This window comes from Kaistella sp. (genome assembly GCF_032060305.1).
GTDB lineage: Bacteria > Bacteroidota > Bacteroidia > Flavobacteriales > Weeksellaceae > Kaistella > Kaistella yananensis.
Genome location: NZ_DAMBHK010000030.1, coordinates 1 through 18807 on the forward strand (window position 1 = coordinate 1; position 18807 = coordinate 18807).

Consider the following 18807-nt stretch of genomic DNA (forward strand, 5'->3'; position numbering starts at 1 on the left):
AAAAGACTGAGATTTTTCTCGGTCTTTTTGTTTTTAAAATATTCCAAATGTATTTCTGCTACATTCTATATTCAAAATCTATTGACCACTTTTACATCGGACATACCGGCGAAGATCCTCATGAAAGACTACGGAAACATCTTTCCGACCATAAAGGCTTTACAAGCAGAGCTAAAGACTGGATTATCGTGTATTCTGAAACTTTCCCTGATAAAAAGGCAGCTTACAAAAGAGAGCTTGAAATAAAATCATGGAAAAGCAAAAAGAAAATCGTTCAGCTCATTAATTCCCAGCTTGGATAGCGCATCCCGATTTTAATCGGGACGGTCCCAGAGCCTGTGCCGATTTTCGGCATTCGAATCCTGGCGCGCTCACAAAACAACCTTACATAGTGTGTAAGGTTTTTTTGTTTACATACTTTTAATCTCCACTGCATTTATTTCTTTAAATTTGCACTCAATTCAATACTATTCATGTCACTTCAAATTATAAACTTAAGCAAAAAATTTGGCTCCCAAATCGCATTAAACGGAATCAATATCGAAATCGGAAAAAGCGAAATCATCGGGCTTCTGGGTCCAAATGGTGCCGGTAAATCAACGTTAATGAAATCAATTGTCGGCGCGCTTAAAATTGACCAAGGAGCGATACTTTTCAACGGCAAGGATGTTACACAAAACGAAACTGAATCAAAAAAAAACATGGGTTTTCTGCCGGAAAACAATCCGCTTTATCCGGAAATGTATGTAAAAGAGTATCTGAATTTTGTTGCTGATCTCCATAAAATTCGAAAAGAAAGAATTGATGAAGTGATTGAACTCGTAGGAATTACTCCGGAAAAATCAAAAAAAATCGCTCAGCTTTCCAAAGGTTACAAACAGCGAGTTGGCCTTGCACAGGCCATATTACACTCGCCTGATCTTTTAATTCTGGATGAGCCCACCAATGGACTGGATCCTAACCAAATCATCGAAATACGTAATGTAATTAAAGAAATAGGTAAAGAAAAAACCGTGATACTCTCCACCCATATCATGCAGGAAGTAGAAGCGCTTTGTTCGCGAGTGATTCTCATCCATCAAGGAAATGTAATTCAGGACACCAATATCGATGAATTTAGGGGCAAATATGGAAGCCTGGAAGAAGCTTTCGCCAGTTATACCCACGAATAAAAAATCCCGCAACTTAAAATTGCGGGATTTTTAGCCATAATATTTTTCCTTACAGTTTTTCCAGATTATCGGAAAGGGTGTTGATAAAATTCTGCAGCGGTTTTTCGACCATCATTTTAATAAAAGGATTAAATTTTCCTTCAAAGAGCAACTGAACTTCAGTTTGGTTTTCGTTTAAAGCATTCATCAAACCTTTCAGTTCAAAATCCAGACTTGAGCTTGCAGATTTCAGCACTACAGCCTTGTCGCTCACTTCTTCAATTTTCAACGCGATTTCCGGCATTCCTTTTAAACCGAACTTAAACCCATTATCACGAACTTCGAAGTTTTGTAGTGAATCGGGCATCAGGTTTTTATAATCTTCAGGTTTATTTAGCATTTCAACCAGTGTATTAACCGATTTATTTACTACAATTTTACGTCCTTCTAAATTCATTTTTATATTTTTGTATGATTAAAACGTTGCAAATGTATAAAGTTTTCGTGAATGAAAAAAAATTAACTTTAAGTAAATATCCGGAAGAGATCGATAAAAAACTTAGGTTTGAAGGATTTGCAACCCTGGAAATTGCCGTAGATCTTCTTCAAAACACTTCCTGCCCTGAGCTGAATGTTTACGGAGAAAATCTTGAGGAAATCTGGGAAGATTTTACCCATATGTTCCGCGTAATTGAAGCGGCCGGTGGCGTAGTAAGAAACAAAAACGGCGAAATTTTATTTATTCACCGAATCGGAAGATGGGATTTGCCTAAAGGAAAAATTGAAAAAGGCGAATCGCTGGAACAGGCTGCCCTGCGCGAAATCGAAGAAGAAACCGGACTGAAAGAACTGATTCTTGAAGAATTCATCAACAATACATTTCATCTTTACACCGAAAGAAACGGCGAGAAAATTTTGAAGACAACTTATTGGTTCAGAATGAATTATGTAGGTAACGAAACTCCAACACCACAAACAGAAGAAGGAATTACCGCAGTTTCATGGAAGAATAAGGACGAAATTATGAATGAAGTTTTTCCTAAAACCTTCAATAACATCAAACTTATCCTGAATGACTACTGGGAGCAGATTTAATCTATAAATTCCAGCACTTTTTCTAAGGCGATGCCACGCGAAGCTTTCAGGAGTATATTTTTTGATTCGATTTTTCTGCCTTTTAAAACCTGAGATAGTTCTTCAGAATTTTCATACGACGTAAAATGTTCATTTACTTTTTTGAAGTATTTTCCGACTGTAATAATTTCATCAAAACCAAGTGATTCAGCCAAATCGAGAATGTTTTGGTGTTCTACGTCCGATTCTTCGCCCAGCTCCAGCATGTCACCGATAATAATCGTTTTTGAACCTTCAAACGTGCTGAAATTTCGCAGCGATTCTGCCATCGAACTCGGATTGGCATTATACGTATCGAGAACGAAGGTTTTACCGTTACGTTCCAGAATTTGCGAACGCATATTGGTTGGCGTATAATTTTCGATTGCAGTTTTAATCTGACTAAAATTCAGCCCGAAATAAAATCCCAAACTCGCAGCAGCGCAAAGATTGGTAAAGTTATAACTTCCGGTGAGTTTCGATTGCGCTTTATCTTCTTTAAAACTTAATCCAACGAAATGATCCTTCGAATATTCTTCAAAGTAATAATCGGAATTTTCTTTACCGAAAGTTATTTTCGGAGAATAGTGTGCAGTTTTTTCCGTCTGGATAGGATCGTTTTCGTTGACCAGAATTGTTTGTTCAGCAGTTTTTAGATAATCGTACAGTTCCGATTTACCTTTAATAACTCCTTCAAAACCACCGAAGCCTTCGAGATGGGCTTTCCCGAAATTCGTGATGTAACCGTAATTGGGTTTTGCTATTTTACACAGCAGTTCAATCTCTTTCTGATGGTTCGCTCCCATTTCTACCACTGCCAGTTCATGTTCCGACTTTATGGAAAGTAGGGTAAGCGGCACCCCGATGTGATTATTGAGATTCCCGAAAGTGTACTGAACTTTATATTTCTGAGACAGAACCGCATGAATAATCTCTTTGGTTGTGGTTTTGCCGTTGCTGCCTGTAAGTGCGATGACGGGTATTTTGATATGATTGCGGTGATACGATGCAAGCTCCTGCAAAAACGCTAAAGTCGAATGAACAAAGAAAATATTCCTTTCCTGATTTTCGAAATTTTTATCTTCAACAATAACAGCCAACGCGCCTTTGTTAATGGCATCTTCCGCTGAAACGGCGGCATTGAAATTCTCGCCTGAGAAAGCAAAAAAGATATCATTTTTTTCGACTTTACGGCTGTCGATGGTTACTTTTCCGGCTTTCAGGAAAAGCGGGTAGAAAGAAGCTGCATTCATTTGCCAAAAATAAAAAATCCTTCTGCAAATACAGAAGGATTTTTAAATATTTTAGATTAATTATCTTTTGGTTCTGCCTTTTCCGCTGGACTTGGCATCCTGTGCAACACGGAACCCAACCCAACCGTAAGCTTTCGCTTCGTCACGGAATCTTCTCTGTCCCGGATCAAGCCAGTAAGCTCCGTCCAGCCATGATCCACCTTTGATCACCCGCACTTCATTGGATACTCTTGTCGTTCTAGAAACCGGATCTTTTTGTAAAACAACTCTTCCTCTTCCGTCTACAATAAATCTTTTCTGCTTAGAGTTGTACATGTTATAACCAGCAGTAGTACTGTCTTCCGCTCGTCCGTAACCTGCATCGAGTGAAGACTGGAAGTCCCCGTCTCTGAAGTTTCTGTTATCGGCAACCACTTCTCTTTCGTACTGGCCTGGAAGTCCTCTGTAAACAAGTCTTCCGTCAGCTAAGGTATCATACTTAGCTTCCTCTACTTTTTTGAAAGTTCCGTCTTGATTTTTCACAACTTCTTTGGCAACGTTTCCTCTGTAATAGTTGAAATCGCTGGCTTCGTCATCAATGATCGGTCTGTAAACATCGGCAGTCCATTCTGCAACGTTACCGAACATGCCGTAGATCCCTAAATTATTGGAAGGATACTGTTTTACATCTGCTGTAGTTGGCGATCCGTCGTTTTTCCAACCTGCTACCCCTGAATAATCACCTCTGCCCTGCTTGAAGTTTTCCAGGTACATTCCTCTGTCCCTGCCTTTTTTACCTTTCAGCTGCTGGATTTCCGGCTGCTTGTTGGTATACAGGTTATATTCTCTTTCTTTCTGCATGCCCAGTGCTGCGAATTCCCATTCCACTTCTGTAGGAAGACGGAATTTTTCAACAACAGTTGCTGTAGCATTACGGTTTGCCGCCAGAATTCTTTCGTTAGAAGTTCTGATACCTGATTTCTGCTTTAATCTTTCTTTATTGATATAAGCTTCCATTTCAGGATCATTTCCTTTGAATTTATCGAGGTTGAAGGCATTTGCTCCCTGGTTGTTAGCATCGTTGGTATAGAAATCTTTTGAGATTACCCCTTGCTCCATCAAAGCTTTTTCATTCGCTCTGTCAGTAAGCCAGTCACAGTATCTTGAAGCCTGAAGCCATGAAACTCCTACTACCGGATAGTAATCAAATTCCGGACTGCGGAAATAGGTTTCAGCAAAATCGTTTCTTGAAAGTTCGTTATTCCAAACTAAAGTATCGGGAAGAGCTCCCTTGTAAATCTCTTTAAAACTAGGATCTGATGGTGGGAAAACATATTTCAGCCACGTTACATATTCTCTGTATTCGTAGTTTGTAATTTCTGTTTCGCCGATAAAAAATGCGCTCACCTGCATTCTTCTAGGCGTATTGTTCCAGTCGTGCATTACATCATCTTTCACCAAGCCCATGGTAAAAGTTCCGCCTTCTACATATACCATTCCCGGCCATCCTTTCTGTTTTTGTTGTTTTCCGGTGAAAAACCATCCTTTCTGATCATTTGGCTTCCATCCTGTTTTACTGGTAAAACGTTTTGTACCACCGCCTTTTTTGCTGTTACCGCCTCCGCCGCAACTGATCATAAAAAGTGTAGAGCTTAACGCTATTAATGTAAACAACTTTAGTTTATTCATAGTTGATATAGATATTTTCAAAGTACAAAGAAAAATGAAATTATTTAATAACCCAAATTATAGATTGATTTTTTTTAGAAAACGTTAACAAATTAATTTTATTGCATATATCGTTATTTATTATTTTTCGTTTAATTTGTAATTCTGAAACTTAACACCTGATGAAACGCATTTTTATTCTACTATTTATAATATTTTTTTCAATTGGTTTTTCTCAAACTGTGAAACTACAGTGGGAAGGCAACAAAGTGATCGATTTTGGAAGTTATCAGGTTACGGTTCCTTTTTTTAAGAATGATGGTTTTGCTTTTGAGGAAAGTTCGGTTTATTTCCGGTCTACCATGAAATATTCTGGCATGAATCAGAAAGTTACCAATTTTGTCTGGGAAAAAATCACCCCTAAAGAACTTTTTGAAATCAGTCCATCGGACATTCCTGCCCGGGAAGAAACTGAAATAAGTGATTTTACCAATCCGTATACCAACGAAAAAACAATAAATATCAGAGTCGCTGCGCTAAAAACCGAAAACGGAAATCTTTACAGACTTTCGTCTTTCAGTATCGTGAACAGCGGCGCACCCGAACCGAACCCTTTATTTTCAGGAAAAGTGGGCACCACCGAAAATCCTTTGAAAACCGGAACATTTTATAAAATAAAGGTTGATAAATCAGGCGTTTTTAAAATTACCTCGAAATTTTTGCGCGACAACGGCATCAACCCTTCCAATATTAATCCGAAAAACTTCAGAATTTATGGTAATGGGGGTTTGATGCTGCCCGAGCACAATCTCGACACCAGATATTCTGCGTTACAGGAAAACGCCATACAGGTTGTAGGCCAGGACGATGGAACCTGGAATGAGGAAGATTATGCGCTTTTTTACGCCCAGGGTCCGCACGGATACAACGTATATAAAACACAGGGGAATACTGATGGTAGTGGCAACAGGCGCATTGAAACCCGAACTGACACTTCGGCAAACTTCATCAATATCTACAGTGATTTTGCGTTTTATTTTATCAATTTCGATTTGGGACCCGGAAAAAGAATTCTGGAAACAGATACGCCCGTAACTGCTGATGCCATTACCCGTTATGATGATTACCAGTTTATTAATGAGGAAAAGTTCAATTTAATGAAAATCGGCCGCATCTGGACCGGCGATGCCATTACCGAAAACAAGGCAGTTACATTCACCACCAGATCACCCATACAGCCCACAGATATCATTAAATACCGCAGCAGATATATCGGTTACCTATCTTCGGGAAATAAAATTACTGTAAATCTCAATAATCAGAGTCCGTACAATTATACTATTTCTCCTGCCGACAAAAAAGAGTACATTCCGATTGTCTATACGGGAACACTTACCAATTTACAGGGCAGTCAGCTTACTTTTAATTACAGTCCCGATACTTCAAGCAATCCGAACGGGAAGTTTTATTTCGATTATGCTGAAGTGCAGTACAAAGAAGACTTGAAATTCAATAATACGCAGATGAATTTCCGCAGCTACTCCATTGCCGAGGGCAGCGGAACAAACTACACTTTCAGTATATCAGATGCCGGTTCATTAGAGCAGGTTTGGGAGGTTTCAGACATTACCAATGTGACCAAAAAAGTAAACAAAGCCGGCGGCAACAGCACGTTCAGTTTTGGATACATCGCCAGCAGCAATACTTTTGTGAACGAATTTGTTGCCTTTAAAAGCAGTGAAGCTTTTGCACCGGCATTTGTTGGTAAAATTGAAAACCAGGATCTCTCCGGGTTACAGAACATTGATTATTTAATGATTTCTTCACCTGAAATGTTGGGCAACGCACAAAGACTCGCCAACTATTATCAGGATAAATTCAATGTTGCCGTGGTTGATGTGAATAAGATTTACAACGAATTCAGCAGCGGGAACAAAGATATTACAGCAATCAGGGATTTTGCGACAAAGCTCAATACCCCTACTGGGAAATTGAAATATCTTTTCATTCTGGGCGATACTTCTTATGATTTCCGTGGGATCAATCATCCCGGAGCCGATATTGTACCCTCATTTCAAAGTGAGGAAAGCGGGAATTATGCAGATTCTTTTGTATCAGACGATTATTTTACGATGACCTCGCCGCAGAGTATGACCGCCATCCGTTTATCTTCTACCCTTCCCGATTTTCCGGTCGGAAGGTTGCCGGCCGGCAATGTATCAGAAGCTAAACTTCTGATCGACAAAGCGCTGGCTTATAATAATGCACTTCCGGGCCAGTCGACCCCTTTCGGTGAATGGCGCATGAAAATGGATTTTGTTGTGGATGATGATGCCGACAACCTCCTCCCGTTCCACAACACCATGAATGCTTCTCTGGTGAACGTTTTCGAAAACGGAACACTCAGGAAGGAATACAATATCCGGAAATTATATCTGGATTCATTTACCGCGCAGACATCAGCCGGAGGACAGCGGTATCCGCAGGTCAATCAGGCAATTTCCAACGATGTCGGGAACAGCCTTTATCTCTTTTACTTTGGTCATGGCGGGATCAACGGTTGGGCGCAGGAGCGTGTGCTGACGATCGATATGATTCAGAGTTTTAACAATTATAACGCGGTATATTCACGCCTCCCGCTTGTTTCCACGATTACCTGTGAATTTACATTGTGGGACGATCCTGCAACCTTCTCTGCCGGTGAACAGGTCATCAAATCAAAACAGGGCGGTGCTTCGATGATGCTTACCTCCAGCCGCGCGATTGGTGTGGGGTATGGCGAAGAATTTACGACCATTTTTACCCGCCATCTCTTTGAACTCGTGAATGATGATTTCATTTCGCTGGGTGATGCTTTCCTGAAAGCCAAAATCGAAAAAGGCACCCATAGCGACCATTTAAAAGTAAACCTTTTGGGTGATCCGGCGACAAAATTAAGCCGCCCCAAAAGACTGCTGAACATCGATGAAGTTGAATCTCCCGTTCCCGGACAGTTGCGTGCACTGGATTTCGTAAAGGTAAAAGGGCACATCAACAAAGCCGACGGAACCTTAGATACCTCATTCAACGGCAGAGTCGCCATCAACATCTTCGATAAAAGACTTAGTAAAAAAACGCTGAATAACGACGGCGAACCAAAACTGAACCCTGTCCTGAATTATACCGAAGAAAACGGACCGATTGTAAAATCTTCAGGTCAGGCGGTAAACGGCGTATTCACAGTAGAATTTTATGTCCCAAAAGATATTAATTACGAAACAGGAAACGGTAGAATCTTAGCGTATGCAGACAATAAAGTTTTCGATGTTTTCAACAATCAGACGCAGAAAATTGGCGGAATAAATCCCGATGGCATTAATGATAACGAGCCTCCCAAGGTAAAAGTCTATATGAACAATACGAACTTTGCCGATGGTGGAATCACCGATCAAAACCCAACACTTTTAGCCTGTGTAACAGATGACAAAGGAATTAACTCGACAGGCTCGGGAATCGGACACGACATTACCGTAATCCTCGATGGAAAAATTATTGATACAGTTGTTCTAAATGATTTCTATTTTTCAGGCGATGGAAACGGCTGTGTGAATACGTCTTTAGCAGATTACCAGAAAGGAAATGTAACCTACCCTTTCCGTAATTTAGCACCTGGACCGCATCAGCTTACCTTTAAAGTTTGGGACATCAACAATAATTCAACGACCGAAACGTTAAACTTTGTAGTTAAGGATGAATCCAACCAAAATTTAATTGTTAACAAACTCTTAAACTGGCCTAATCCCTTTACAAATAAGACTTACGTTCAGTTTGAACACAATTGCGACGATATGCTGGATGTAAATGTGCAGATTTACACCATCACGGGTAAACTGGTAAAAACCATCAGTACAACAGTGACTGCAGAGCCGTTCTTTCAGGGTTTCCGCACGCCGAAAACTGCCATAGAATGGGACGGGAACGATGATTTTGGAGACGCAGTTGGTAAAGGCACCTATATTTTTAAGATCTTTGCAAAAAGCCAGAATCAGGATAAATGCAAAGGCAGCGCAACCGCAGTTGAAAAAATGGTATTATTGAAATAAAAATATAAACGATTAAAAAAACGACTTTATGAAATTGACTAAAAAACTGTTTTTAGGATTAGGTTTAGGACTGGGTGCATTAACGTATGCCCAGGTTCAGCCGGTTCTTACCGGAGCCCCTTTTCTAAGAATTTCTCCGGATGCCAGAGCAGGCGGTATGGGTGATCAGGGGGTAGCCACAACTACCGATGCATTCTCACAGTTCTGGAATGCTGCAAAATATCCTTTCAGCAAAACAACATCTGCCATCGGGCTCAACTATACGCCTTATATGAGCAAGCTCACCAACGATGTTTTCCTCCTGTATGGTGCTTATCATCAGTTTTTAGGTGATGAAGAAAGATCAACTATTTCTGCAAGTTTATATTATTTCAATATGGGTGCAGTAGATTTAACGAAACTTGTAGGTACTGAAGTTGTACAGGAAGGTACTGCGAAACCAAACGAATTCTCTATCGATGTAGCCTACGGTTTGAAACTTAGTGATTATTATTCCATGGCGGTTACCGGTAGATTTATCCGTTCAGATTTGTCCGGAGGTTTTAACTCCGATAACACCCTGAAAGCAGCGAACTCGTTCGCCGTTGATGTATCGGGTTATTTTCAGTCGGAAAAACATACAAGTATAAACGATTTCGAGGGGCGTGCTAGAGCAGGTTTTGCCATCCAAAATATCGGACCAAGATTAGATTACACCGGCGATGAAGAATCCAGATCCTATTTGCCAACCATGGCGAGATTAGGTGCTGGTTACGATCTTTTTATTGATGATTTAAACCGTGTAGGCTTAAATTTCGAAGCTTCAAAACTTCTTGTTCCGGGACCTGATAAAACAGGAAATGTACCGAATGTAGGGGTAATTGAAGGGATCGGAAAATCATTCAGCAACGAAAAAAGCATGATGTTTAGTGGTGCTGTGGAGTATGAATACGACAACGCTTTTGCTTTACGGGGCGGTTATTTCCACGAAAGCGAAGAACAGGGTGCAAGGCAGTATGCTACGGTGGGTGTAGGCTTAAAATACCAGTCTTTCGGGTTGGATATGTCTTACCTCATCAACACCTCCAAAGTAAATTCAGCACTCGATAATACATTGAGATTTGGACTGACCTGGAATATTGGTGAAGAGTCTTCGAATTCGGATTATTAAAATTCAGCTCACAAAAATTTATTTTAAAGCCTCAGCAATTGAGGCTTTTTTGTGGATTAAATCCTAAATTAGCAGAATGAACTACGCAACAGAACTCAGGAAATTCGCCACCAGCCAATATATATTTTCTGCGGTAAGGATTACTTTAGCCATTGTAGCTCCCAGTATCATTTTAGCTTATTTCGGTCTGCTGAAAGAATATTTCCTTTTCCCACTGGCCACCAGCTTTGTAGGACTCACCGATCAGCCCGGCCCGTTTATCCGCCGGAGAAATGCCCTGATATTTGCCATTATCTGCTTTTTTGCAGTCTCCGTTATTGCCACCTTACTGAAGGATTTTCCGCCCATCATTTATCTCGAAATCATTCTGTTCGGAATGTTTTTTTCGATGATCGGCGTTTATGGGCAGAGGCTGGCGGCAGTGGGATCTCTTTCGCTTGTGGTGCTGGCGATTTTTGTCGACGGACACCTGAGCCAAGGAAGCCTTGTAAAAAATTCACTTATTTTCTTGGCAGGATCTGTTTGCTACCTCTTGGTTTTTCTTGTCGTTTCTAAAATTCAGCCCTATAAACTTGCAGGCCAGATGATTGGCGAGAATTATCTTGAACTGAGCGATTACCTCAAATTAAAATCCAGATTTTATCTGCAAAATCCAGATTTCGATGCGCTTTACCTGCAGGTGATTTCGCAACAGGTTAAAATTAAAAATTTACAGGAAGAAACCCGCGAAACCGTCTTTAAAACAAGAAAAATCGTTAACGAATCTACCACAACAAGCCGGCTTTTGATGCTCATGTTTCTCAATTCAATTGACTTACATGAAAAACTGATGACCTCGGAAAGTGATTACGGAAAAATTCAGGAAAGTTTTGGAGAAACAGGTTTACTGGAATCCATCAGCGACTATTTATCAAAACTGGCGGAAGAACTCAGCAATATCGGCATTGCGCTGCAAAGCGGTACCAAGGCAAAATCCCTCAGAAATTTAGACGATGAGCTGGATCAGGTTTTCGATGAATATTTCGATTTACGCAATAAGAAACTGAACCCTGATACTTTGGAGAATTTTATGATCATGCGAATTATTCTACTAAGAATAAGTGATATTACGGAACAAATCAACACCATTTATAAAGTATTCACTCAGGATCAGAAACTGGCAAAAAGCCTTTCTACCGGTCTGGATTTAAAAGAATTTATTACTAACGATGAAAAACTTAATTTCAAAGTACTTCTTAACAATATTTCTTTAAAGTCTACACACTTTCGCCATTCTGTGCGTATTACCCTGGCGATGCTCACCGGCTATATTATTTCACAAATGGAGTTTTTGGGCATCGGTCACTCGTACTGGATTTTAATTACCATTGTCGCGATTATGAGGCCGGCCTACTCTACCACCAAACACCGTAATTTACTGCGGCTTTACGGTACGGTCGCCGGCGCGGTGGTGGCTTACGGAATTCTGCATACAGTTCATAATAATACCGCGCTGTTTACCATCCTTTTACTCAGCATGATCCTTTGTTTCAGTTTTCTGAAAGCGCAGTATTCGTGGGCGGTTTTTTTTATGACGATTTATATTTTCCTAACTTTCAATTTCCTGAATCCGGGGAACATCAATAACATATTCCGCGACCGTATTCTCGATACGGCCATTGCCGGAGCCGTGGCTTTCGCTGTTTCCTACTTTGTTTTACCGGTTTGGGAACATACCCAAAATCTGGATTTCATGAAGAAATCATCAAAAAGCAATGCGAAATATTTTAAAGCAGCAATGGATTTTTTTAAAGATGAAAACATCGGCATTCAGGAGTATAAACTCAAAAGAAAAGATGCGATTATTGATTTGGCAAATCTTTCCGACAACTTTCAGCGCATGATTTCGGACCCGAAAAACCAGCAGAAGAAAATGGAACAGGTGCATCAGTTCGTGAATACCGCACATTTAATTACCGCTTATATTGCCTCGTTTTCGCAATATTCGAAAAACGCGAAAGATTACCCAGAAATCGATTTCGACAGCTGGAACCGAAAAATATCTGCTGAATTGCTGCGTACAGGTTTAATTTTGGAACAGAAAAAATTCGACGTCGATATTGTGCAAGAAAGCAGGCTGAAACCAGAGGATTCAGTGGATCAACTTCTGGAAAAAAGAAAAAAAGAAATTTCCGAAAGCGAAATCATGAACCGCCGGGATCCTAACAGAATCACACATTTAACAGAACTTAAAAATTTACAGGAAATCCTGGAACTTATTTACGATGTTGCTAAAGAACAACGCAAAGTAGCTGAGAAATTAGAGCCTGTAATTTAGTCTACAATGGTTAAACAGTAATTTTCGAAAAATTCTACGCGGGCTTTGTAGAGATCAGAAACCTTGTCATCGTGAACCCGGCAAACAATATTAAACGGAAAATCGAGGCTGAATGGTTTTACTTCGTAATGCTTTTTCAGCGACCAATAGTTGGAATGATGAATTTTGTATAAACTCTCTTTCAGCGACCAAATTACGGTAAGATAAGCGGTTTCTTTACGCTCTTCGATAAAACCTGCCTCGTCATCATTCAGGAATTTGTGCCTGATTCTGATGATTTTATCATGAAAAGGTTCGATATCTATCCCTACTTTATTCTTAGAGATGGCCAGTGCCGCGAACGGAAACGAGTGGGTAATCGAAATTTCGAAATCACGGGGCTCCAGATAAGGTTCCCGACCGTTGTAAAGGATTTTGTGTTCAGGTAAAATAGATTTCAGTATTTTCCTTACCAAGAGCAGTTCCTTCAGTTTTGTCGGGTGGTAATCCTTCACCTTCTCGTAATTTTCTTCTTCCAACAGGGTTTTAGGATCCAGATCTTCCTTTTCATCATACTTCCAGAGAAGAATGGTGGCATTATGATCTGAAAAATCACGGTATAAAGGCATATTGTAGAAAGAATAACAAATTTGTTTACCTCTGCAAAAGTAATTAATTTTAAGCAATTCATGTGGTAAGTTTTATTGGTCCGATTTAAATCCGGAACTTCTAAAAACTTCACAAAACCGCATTTTTCTTCGGTCTTGGCAAGAACTTTGCGTGCTTTTTTCAAAATTACAAGATATGAACACACTGAAAATCGCTTTAGGCATTGCAGCCACAGCAGCCGGGGCTTATGCCCTAAATAGAATAAGAAAAAATGAATCCCAAAAGGAGCTTGCAACAGCGAACGCAAATTCTGATCATACATCAGGAAACGAAGACAGGGGTCATGTAAAACCCCAAAATCATTTTATTACCGATCCCATCACTGCCACAAAACACAGTGATACGTTTTCGCCGAACTATCAGAGCGCGAATAAAAACGTTCAGTTCCACCAGCGGGGCGTGAGACACAGATAAAACCGTTTTTTCTACTTTAGAAAAGACCGTTTAAAAATTCAAAGAAGAAGCAGCGACTGAAATAGTCGCTGTTTTTTTTCTTAAGCTGCTTAAGCATCTGCTTTAATTTGTAATTTTGCCTGACGAGAATCCCTGCAATGAACAAATACGGCTACCACGATAACATCAGAACATTTTCAACTTTTGAAGAACTTGTAAATTCGCGATTTCAGAGGAATACCAATGCGTTCTGCTGGCAAAGGAATCTGGAAGGAGATTTTCGCGAAATTGTTACCAAATTAAGCTTAAAGGAGGACATCACTGAAGTTTCTGCACCGGATCTTCTCGCACTTCAATTATCGGAGAAAGGAAGTTTGGCCCGCGAAACGATCCTTAATGATTTGGAATTACTTACTGAATTCGGTGCGTCACCTTCGCTTAACCTACTGAAATGTTATGAGCGGGACGACGAATTCAGTTTTATTTCGACCGATGTTTACTCCTTTCATATTGACCGTTCTCCCATTGCTGCAGATACCTTTTTGTGTACTTATTATGGCGCATCAAGCGATATTTTACCCAACCACGAGGCCATACAGAAAATTCTTGATCCAGAAATCAGGGCAAAACTCAGGAAATTACATGATGGAACCGAAGAATCATTTGATACTTTTTTGCAGGAACATTTTTTTGATCTTCATTACCAGCCAAAACCCAATGCCAAACCAATTAATTTAGGAAACGGAAATCTCTGGAGGCTGGCAGTAGATCATCCTTTTCAGGAAGTTTTACCGTGTATTCACCGCGCGCCTACAGAAAACACTGCAGAATACCGGTTGCTCCTGATCTGTTAAAAATTATAGAAATTTTCAATCGCACTCAAACCCAAGCCAAGTTTGACAGTCAGAAGAAAATTGCGTAATTTCGCAAAAATTTTTTCAATTAAAATGGAAACAACTACACAATACGTGCCTTACAAAGTAAAGGACATTTCCCTTGCAGAATGGGGTAGAAAAGAAATTAAATTAGCGGAAGCTGAAATGCCCGGGTTAATGGCCATCCGTGAAGAATACGGGCCTTCTCAGCCTTTAAAAGGTGCCAGAATTGCGGGTTGTCTTCACATGACCATCCAAACGGCGGTTCTTATCGAAACTTTAGTTGCGCTTGGAGCTGAAGTTACATGGTCTTCATGTAATATATTCTCAACCCAGGATCACGCTGCTGCTGCAATTGCTGCTGCAGGAATCCCTGTATATGCCTGGAAAGGTATGAATGAGGAAGAATTCGAGTGGTGTATTGAGCAAACCGTATTTTTCGGTGAAGACAGAAAACCCCTGAACCTTATCCTTGATGACGGCGGAGATTTAACCAATCTTGTTTTCGATAAATATCCTGAGTTAACAAAAGATATTAAAGGACTTTCTGAAGAAACCACTACAGGTGTTCACAGATTATACGAGAGAATGGCGAACGGTACACTGGTAATGCCAGCTATTAACGTTAACGATTCTGTAACCAAATCTAAATTCGATAACAAATACGGATGTAGAGAATCTGCGGTAGATGCCATCAGAAGAGCTACTGATATTATGCTTGCCGGTAAAAGAGTGGTTGTTTGCGGTTACGGAGATGTAGGTAAAGGAACTGCAGCTTCTTTCCGAGGTGCAGGATCTATCGTTACCGTTACTGAAATCGACCCGATCTGTGCGCTTCAGGCTTCTATGGAAGGTTTTGAAGTTAAAAAACTAGATAGTGTGGTTGACAATGCTGACATTATCATCACAACTACAGGTAACTTCAACATCGTACGTGCGGAACATTTCGCTAAAATGAAAGATAAAACCATCGTTTGTAACATCGGCCACTTCGATAACGAAATTGATATGGCATGGTTGAACGAAAACTATGGTTCTACAAAATACGAAGTAAAACCACAGGTTGATGTGTATAATATCGACGGCAAAGAAATCATCATTTTGGCAGAAGGCCGTTTGGTTAACCTGGGCTGTGCAACTGGTCACCCATCTTTTGTGATGAGTAACTCATTCAGCAACCAGACTTTGGCACAAATCGAATTATGGACTAATGCTGAAGCTTACGGAAACGAAGTTTATACTTTACCGAAGCATCTTGACGAAAAAGTAGCGGCTTTACACCTTAAGAAATTAGGTGTTGAACTTGAAACTTTAACTCCTGAACAGGCAAAATACATCGGGGTAACGGTTGAAGGACCATTCAAACCTGAGTACTACAGATATTAATAATTAGCGATCAGCAAAAACAGAAACGCTTTGGATATTCCGAAGCGTTTTTTTATTTAAGATTCTGAGAAAACAATGCTGAAAAGTTGGTCGTATTTATCACCAAGTTTTCGCTTCAACCGCTGCCGTGACTTTTTCACCGCATCCTGGGTAATTCCCAGAAGTGCGGATATTTCCGACGAACTGAAGCCCATTTTCTGGAGAAGAATAATCCTGAGATTTGCGTTTGTAATTTCTGGAAATTCGGTTTTCAGCGTTTGATAAAAATCGGGATATTCTTTCTGAAATTCGCGGCGGAACATCTGCCAGTTTTCTTCAGTCATTAAATGCGAATCCAAGATCTCATGCAGCCTGCCGCTCTCTTCTTCAATGTGAGAGGATGCAGAATTTTTTATCTCCTCTATTTCCGCTGTTAGCTGTTTGATATGATAATTTTTGGTTTTGAGATACTTAATTTGGGCATGCAGCGTTTTTTGCGCTTGTAAAAGGTTTTCTTCGTACCTGTTTTTTTCCAGTTCATGTTCCTTGATTTTTGCATCGTAAATTTGCTGTCTTTTACGCTCTATTCTTTTCGAATGAAAAAAATTGAAAGTCAGCAGAAATGCGACAAGAACTGCTATAACTACTGCTGTTTTTGCAATGAGAGATTCCTTCTGTAAGTCTTCATCCACTTTCTGCATCTGCAGCTGATACTTTGCTTTTTGCGCCATAAGATTCGCGTGAACAAGCGGCAAAGCACCATCGGTAAGTTTAAGTGAATCTTCCAGAACTTTCATTTTTCTTCTGGCTGCAAGCTCTTCACCAGTTCTGTTCTGCTTGCTGTAAATATCAAGTTTAAGCTTAATGATTTCAAGTTCATTATTCTGATAATACGGTTTGGTCTGGGCAATTGCTTCTGCCTTATCCGCAGCCGACTCTGCTTTTTTCCATTGTTGATCTTTTAAGAAAACTTTTGCTAGCACCGTGTAAGCAAACATCGTATTCTGGTCAGTTCCTAATTTTTCGGATATGGCAATGTCTTTTTCCAAGAGCTGAACCGCTTCTTTAAAATTTCCCTGTGTCTCCCGGATACGGCCAAGATTACCGAGTGTTTTGGCGTAGCGGATGTCATCTTTAATAATTTTTGCAGTAACTGATGCCTGTACAAAATATTTTTCAGCATTTTTATAATCATTAGATGCAAAATAATATTGCCCGATGTTGTCTAAAATTTCGGCAAATTCTGAAGTGTTACCTATTGTATGTTGCAAAGCTCTCCGGAGATAAATAATCGCCTCAGCGTTATCACCGATTGTTCCCATATAATAACCGATTCTCTTAAAAGAACTGGCGGGAAAAATCATCTCGCCGGGCGAAATATTCTCAATATGCCTTATTGCATTCAAATAAACAGGCAGCGCTTTGGTCATTTCACGGTAATTATAAAGACATTCGGCATAACAAAGTTGAGTCCAAATAAGCAATGCAGGATCTTTCAGTTTATTTGCTTTTTTAATAGAACTCTCAAAATGCTTTTCAGCCGTAGGGGTTAATCCATCAAAAAGCTCTGTATATGCTTTTCCCATCAATGCTTGGTAAAGCACTTGATCTTTCATGAATTTACTTGTCTTTAATGACTGAAGTATCTTTTTAAAAGCCGCTGTGTCCCGCTGTGAAATTACTTCTGAAGTTTTACTTTGCCACAGCTTTATGTCATTTTCGAAAGACCGGGGATCCACCGGCTGCGCCAAAAAATAAAACTTATTCAGAAAAAAAAGAAAAAAAAGGAGATAAAAGTTTTTCATTCAGCGGATATCGGTGATCGTTAAAGGTTACTCTAAATAAGCAACTGGTAAGGGTTGAGGATTTATAAACGTATAAATCTATTAAAAAAAAGTCACAATTCAACCGACTAGTATGTTTTACATAATAAAATTAGGGTGTTTTAACCATATAAGTATTAAAAAGTATAAATATATTTGCAATAACACAAAAACACAACATGATGAAATTAAATTTAGTGCCAGGGTTCCTGGTCGCTTGTGCATTCTGCTATGCGCAGATTGGCATCGGCTCTAACGTCACCACTTTCGACGATTCGGAAGTTCTGAAAATTGTTTCTGCCAATAAAGGTGTCCTTCTCCCCAATGTATCTATCCCTAATCTCAACAGCGCCGCACCCGTAGTGAATCCTGCTAATTCGCTTATGGTGTACAATACGAACGCCAGTACGGGAAAGGGATTTTACTTTTGGAAAGACAATAAATGGAACCCATCTTTGGATACGGCAAACATTTATAAATATTTAGGAATAGTCCGTTCCGAGTCGGCAGTTTCTACAGGTGGAGTTAATGACAGTACACCGATAACTGGCGTATCCTACACTATGGGTGAGGCACCCTCTGTTCATGATTTTCAACTTATTCCCGGTTTATCAAAAACGATTTCAATTTACTCTCCTCAAAATACAGTTTCGGTTTCCGGAAGTGGTATTGTACAGGTAAATTCGGCGGCCTCAGACAACACCTTTATGTCGTATTCAATTGCACTTTTTGTCGATTCTCAGTTAGCCGGTGTGCGAAACTTTATTATTAACGGTAATGAAAACTGTTTGTACAATGATTTCAATGTTTATTTTAACATTAACAATCTGGGCGTTGGGAATCATCTGATTGAGTTGAGAGAAACATTAAGGGTAACTCAGGTGGCAACCCAAAGCATCACCTTTGGATCTAAACATTCCGCATGCAACAACCTTAGTCCATTAATGGACAAGTCGATCATGACCGTACAAACTTCTGAAAAACCGTAAA

The 18807-nt window shown here is 39.9% G+C and carries 15 protein-coding genes; 10 read left to right on the top strand and 5 right to left on the bottom strand.

The features are described 5' to 3' along the window. Positions 1-302: GIY-YIG nuclease family protein (locus V5N63_RS05945; RefSeq protein WP_332033215.1), on the top strand; the 302-nt coding region annotated here is incomplete at its 5' end. A gap of 171 nt (positions 303-473) precedes the next feature. Then, positions 474-1172 carry an ABC transporter ATP-binding protein gene (locus V5N63_RS05950; protein ID WP_332033216.1) on the top strand — a complete coding sequence of 233 codons (699 nt, stop codon included), beginning with the start codon at positions 474-476 and terminating at the stop codon, positions 1170-1172. A 49-nt stretch (positions 1173-1221) separates the two neighbouring features. Here V5N63_RS05950 and V5N63_RS05955 read toward each other — a convergent pair whose 3' ends face one another. After that, positions 1222-1608: an SRPBCC family protein gene (locus tag V5N63_RS05955; protein ID WP_265143294.1), complete on the bottom strand. Its 387-nt coding sequence runs from the start codon at positions 1606-1608 to the stop codon at positions 1222-1224. Between the two features lie 32 nt (positions 1609-1640). On the opposite strand from V5N63_RS05955, the gene V5N63_RS05960 reads away from it, so the two are divergent. Then, positions 1641-2246, top strand: a complete 606-nt coding sequence (locus tag V5N63_RS05960; RefSeq protein WP_265143293.1) for an NUDIX hydrolase — start codon at positions 1641-1643, stop codon at positions 2244-2246. Here V5N63_RS05960 and V5N63_RS05965 read toward each other — a convergent pair. Together V5N63_RS05965 and gldJ are read right to left on the bottom strand one after the other, a co-directional pair. After that, positions 2243-3517: a UDP-N-acetylmuramoyl-tripeptide--D-alanyl-D-alanine ligase gene (locus tag V5N63_RS05965; protein ID WP_332033217.1), complete on the bottom strand. Its 1275-nt coding sequence runs from the start codon at positions 3515-3517 to the stop codon at positions 2243-2245. The two genes, V5N63_RS05960 and V5N63_RS05965, sit on opposite strands and share 4 nt — an antisense overlap. A gap of 60 nt (positions 3518-3577) precedes the next feature. After that, complete coding sequence (gene gldJ, locus V5N63_RS05970) at positions 3578-5185, bottom strand: gliding motility lipoprotein GldJ (protein ID WP_332024929.1); 1608 nt, start codon at positions 5183-5185, stop codon at positions 3578-3580. A gap of 221 nt (positions 5186-5406) precedes the next feature. On the opposite strand from gldJ, the gene porU reads away from it, so the two are divergent. The 3 genes from porU (at position 5407) to V5N63_RS05985 (ending at position 12713) form a co-directional block, all read left to right on the top strand. Beyond that, positions 5407-9246, top strand: a complete 3840-nt coding sequence (gene porU / locus V5N63_RS05975) for a type IX secretion system sortase PorU (RefSeq protein WP_332033218.1) — start codon at positions 5407-5409, stop codon at positions 9244-9246. A gap of 28 nt (positions 9247-9274) precedes the next feature. Beyond that, the gene (gene porV / locus V5N63_RS05980) at positions 9275-10396 is read left to right on the top strand and encodes a type IX secretion system outer membrane channel protein PorV (RefSeq protein ID WP_332033219.1); all 1122 of its coding nucleotides are present in this window, start codon (positions 9275-9277) and stop codon (positions 10394-10396) included. A 76-nt stretch (positions 10397-10472) separates the two neighbouring features. Further along, positions 10473-12713, top strand: a complete 2241-nt coding sequence (locus V5N63_RS05985) for an FUSC family protein (protein WP_332033220.1) — start codon at positions 10473-10475, stop codon at positions 12711-12713. Here the strand turns inward: V5N63_RS05985 and V5N63_RS05990 are convergent. Further along, positions 12710-13321, bottom strand: a complete 612-nt coding sequence (locus V5N63_RS05990) for a 4'-phosphopantetheinyl transferase family protein (protein ID WP_332023735.1) — start codon at positions 13319-13321, stop codon at positions 12710-12712. The genes V5N63_RS05985 and V5N63_RS05990 overlap by 4 nt on opposite strands. 175 nt (positions 13322-13496) lie before the next feature. Between V5N63_RS05990 and V5N63_RS05995 the strand changes: the two genes are divergently transcribed. The 3 genes from V5N63_RS05995 (at position 13497) to ahcY (ending at position 16015) form a co-directional block, all read left to right on the top strand. Then, positions 13497-13775 (top strand): hypothetical protein, encoded by a 279-nt coding sequence (locus V5N63_RS05995; RefSeq protein ID WP_332033221.1) that lies wholly within the window; start codon positions 13497-13499, stop codon positions 13773-13775. A gap of 137 nt (positions 13776-13912) precedes the next feature. Then, a complete protein-coding gene (locus V5N63_RS06000; protein ID WP_332033222.1) occupies positions 13913-14608 on the top strand; it encodes a DUF1826 domain-containing protein in 696 nt (231 codons plus the stop codon). Positions 14609-14701: 93 nt separating this feature from the next. Next, entirely contained in the window at positions 14702-16015 is a 1314-nt protein-coding gene (gene ahcY, locus V5N63_RS06005) for an adenosylhomocysteinase (RefSeq protein ID WP_088468642.1), read from the top strand. Between the two features lie 56 nt (positions 16016-16071). Here ahcY and V5N63_RS06010 read toward each other — a convergent pair whose 3' ends face one another. After that, entirely contained in the window at positions 16072-17610 is a 1539-nt protein-coding gene (locus V5N63_RS06010) for a tetratricopeptide repeat protein (RefSeq protein ID WP_332033223.1), read from the bottom strand. 386 nt (positions 17611-17996) lie between these two features. Between V5N63_RS06010 and V5N63_RS06015 the strand changes: the two genes are divergently transcribed. Further along, entirely contained in the window at positions 17997-18806 is an 810-nt protein-coding gene (locus V5N63_RS06015; protein ID WP_332033224.1) for a hypothetical protein, read from the top strand. Position 18807 lies beyond the last annotated feature (1 nt).

What these genes read in the sequence shown, in the direction of transcription:
- ahcY (WP_088468642.1), top strand. Translation starts at nt 14,702, where the DNA reads ATGGAAACAACTACACAATACGTGCCTTACAAAGTAAAGGACATTTCC.
- V5N63_RS06000 (WP_332033222.1), top strand. Translation starts at nt 13,913, where the DNA reads ATGAACAAATACGGCTACCACGATAACATCAGAACATTTTCAACTTTT.
- V5N63_RS05960 (WP_265143293.1), top strand. Translation starts at nt 1,641, where the DNA reads ATGTATAAAGTTTTCGTGAATGAAAAAAAATTAACTTTAAGTAAATAT.
- V5N63_RS05955 (WP_265143294.1), bottom strand. Translation starts at nt 1,608, where the DNA reads ATGAATTTAGAAGGACGTAAAATTGTAGTAAATAAATCGGTTAATACA.
- V5N63_RS05990 (WP_332023735.1), bottom strand. Translation starts at nt 13,321, where the DNA reads ATGCCTTTATACCGTGATTTTTCAGATCATAATGCCACCATTCTTCTC.
- V5N63_RS06010 (WP_332033223.1), bottom strand. Translation starts at nt 17,610, where the DNA reads ATGAAAGATCAAGTGCTTTACCAAGCATTGATGGGAAAAGCATATACA.
- V5N63_RS05965 (WP_332033217.1), bottom strand. Translation starts at nt 3,517, where the DNA reads ATGAATGCAGCTTCTTTCTACCCGCTTTTCCTGAAAGCCGGAAAAGTA.
- gldJ (WP_332024929.1), bottom strand. Translation starts at nt 5,185, where the DNA reads ATGAATAAACTAAAGTTGTTTACATTAATAGCGTTAAGCTCTACACTT.
- V5N63_RS06015 (WP_332033224.1), top strand. Translation starts at nt 17,997, where the DNA reads ATGATGAAATTAAATTTAGTGCCAGGGTTCCTGGTCGCTTGTGCATTC.
- V5N63_RS05950 (WP_332033216.1), top strand. Translation starts at nt 474, where the DNA reads ATGTCACTTCAAATTATAAACTTAAGCAAAAAATTTGGCTCCCAAATC.
- V5N63_RS05995 (WP_332033221.1), top strand. Translation starts at nt 13,497, where the DNA reads ATGAACACACTGAAAATCGCTTTAGGCATTGCAGCCACAGCAGCCGGG.
- V5N63_RS05985 (WP_332033220.1), top strand. Translation starts at nt 10,473, where the DNA reads ATGAACTACGCAACAGAACTCAGGAAATTCGCCACCAGCCAATATATA.
- porV (WP_332033219.1), top strand. Translation starts at nt 9,275, where the DNA reads ATGAAATTGACTAAAAAACTGTTTTTAGGATTAGGTTTAGGACTGGGT.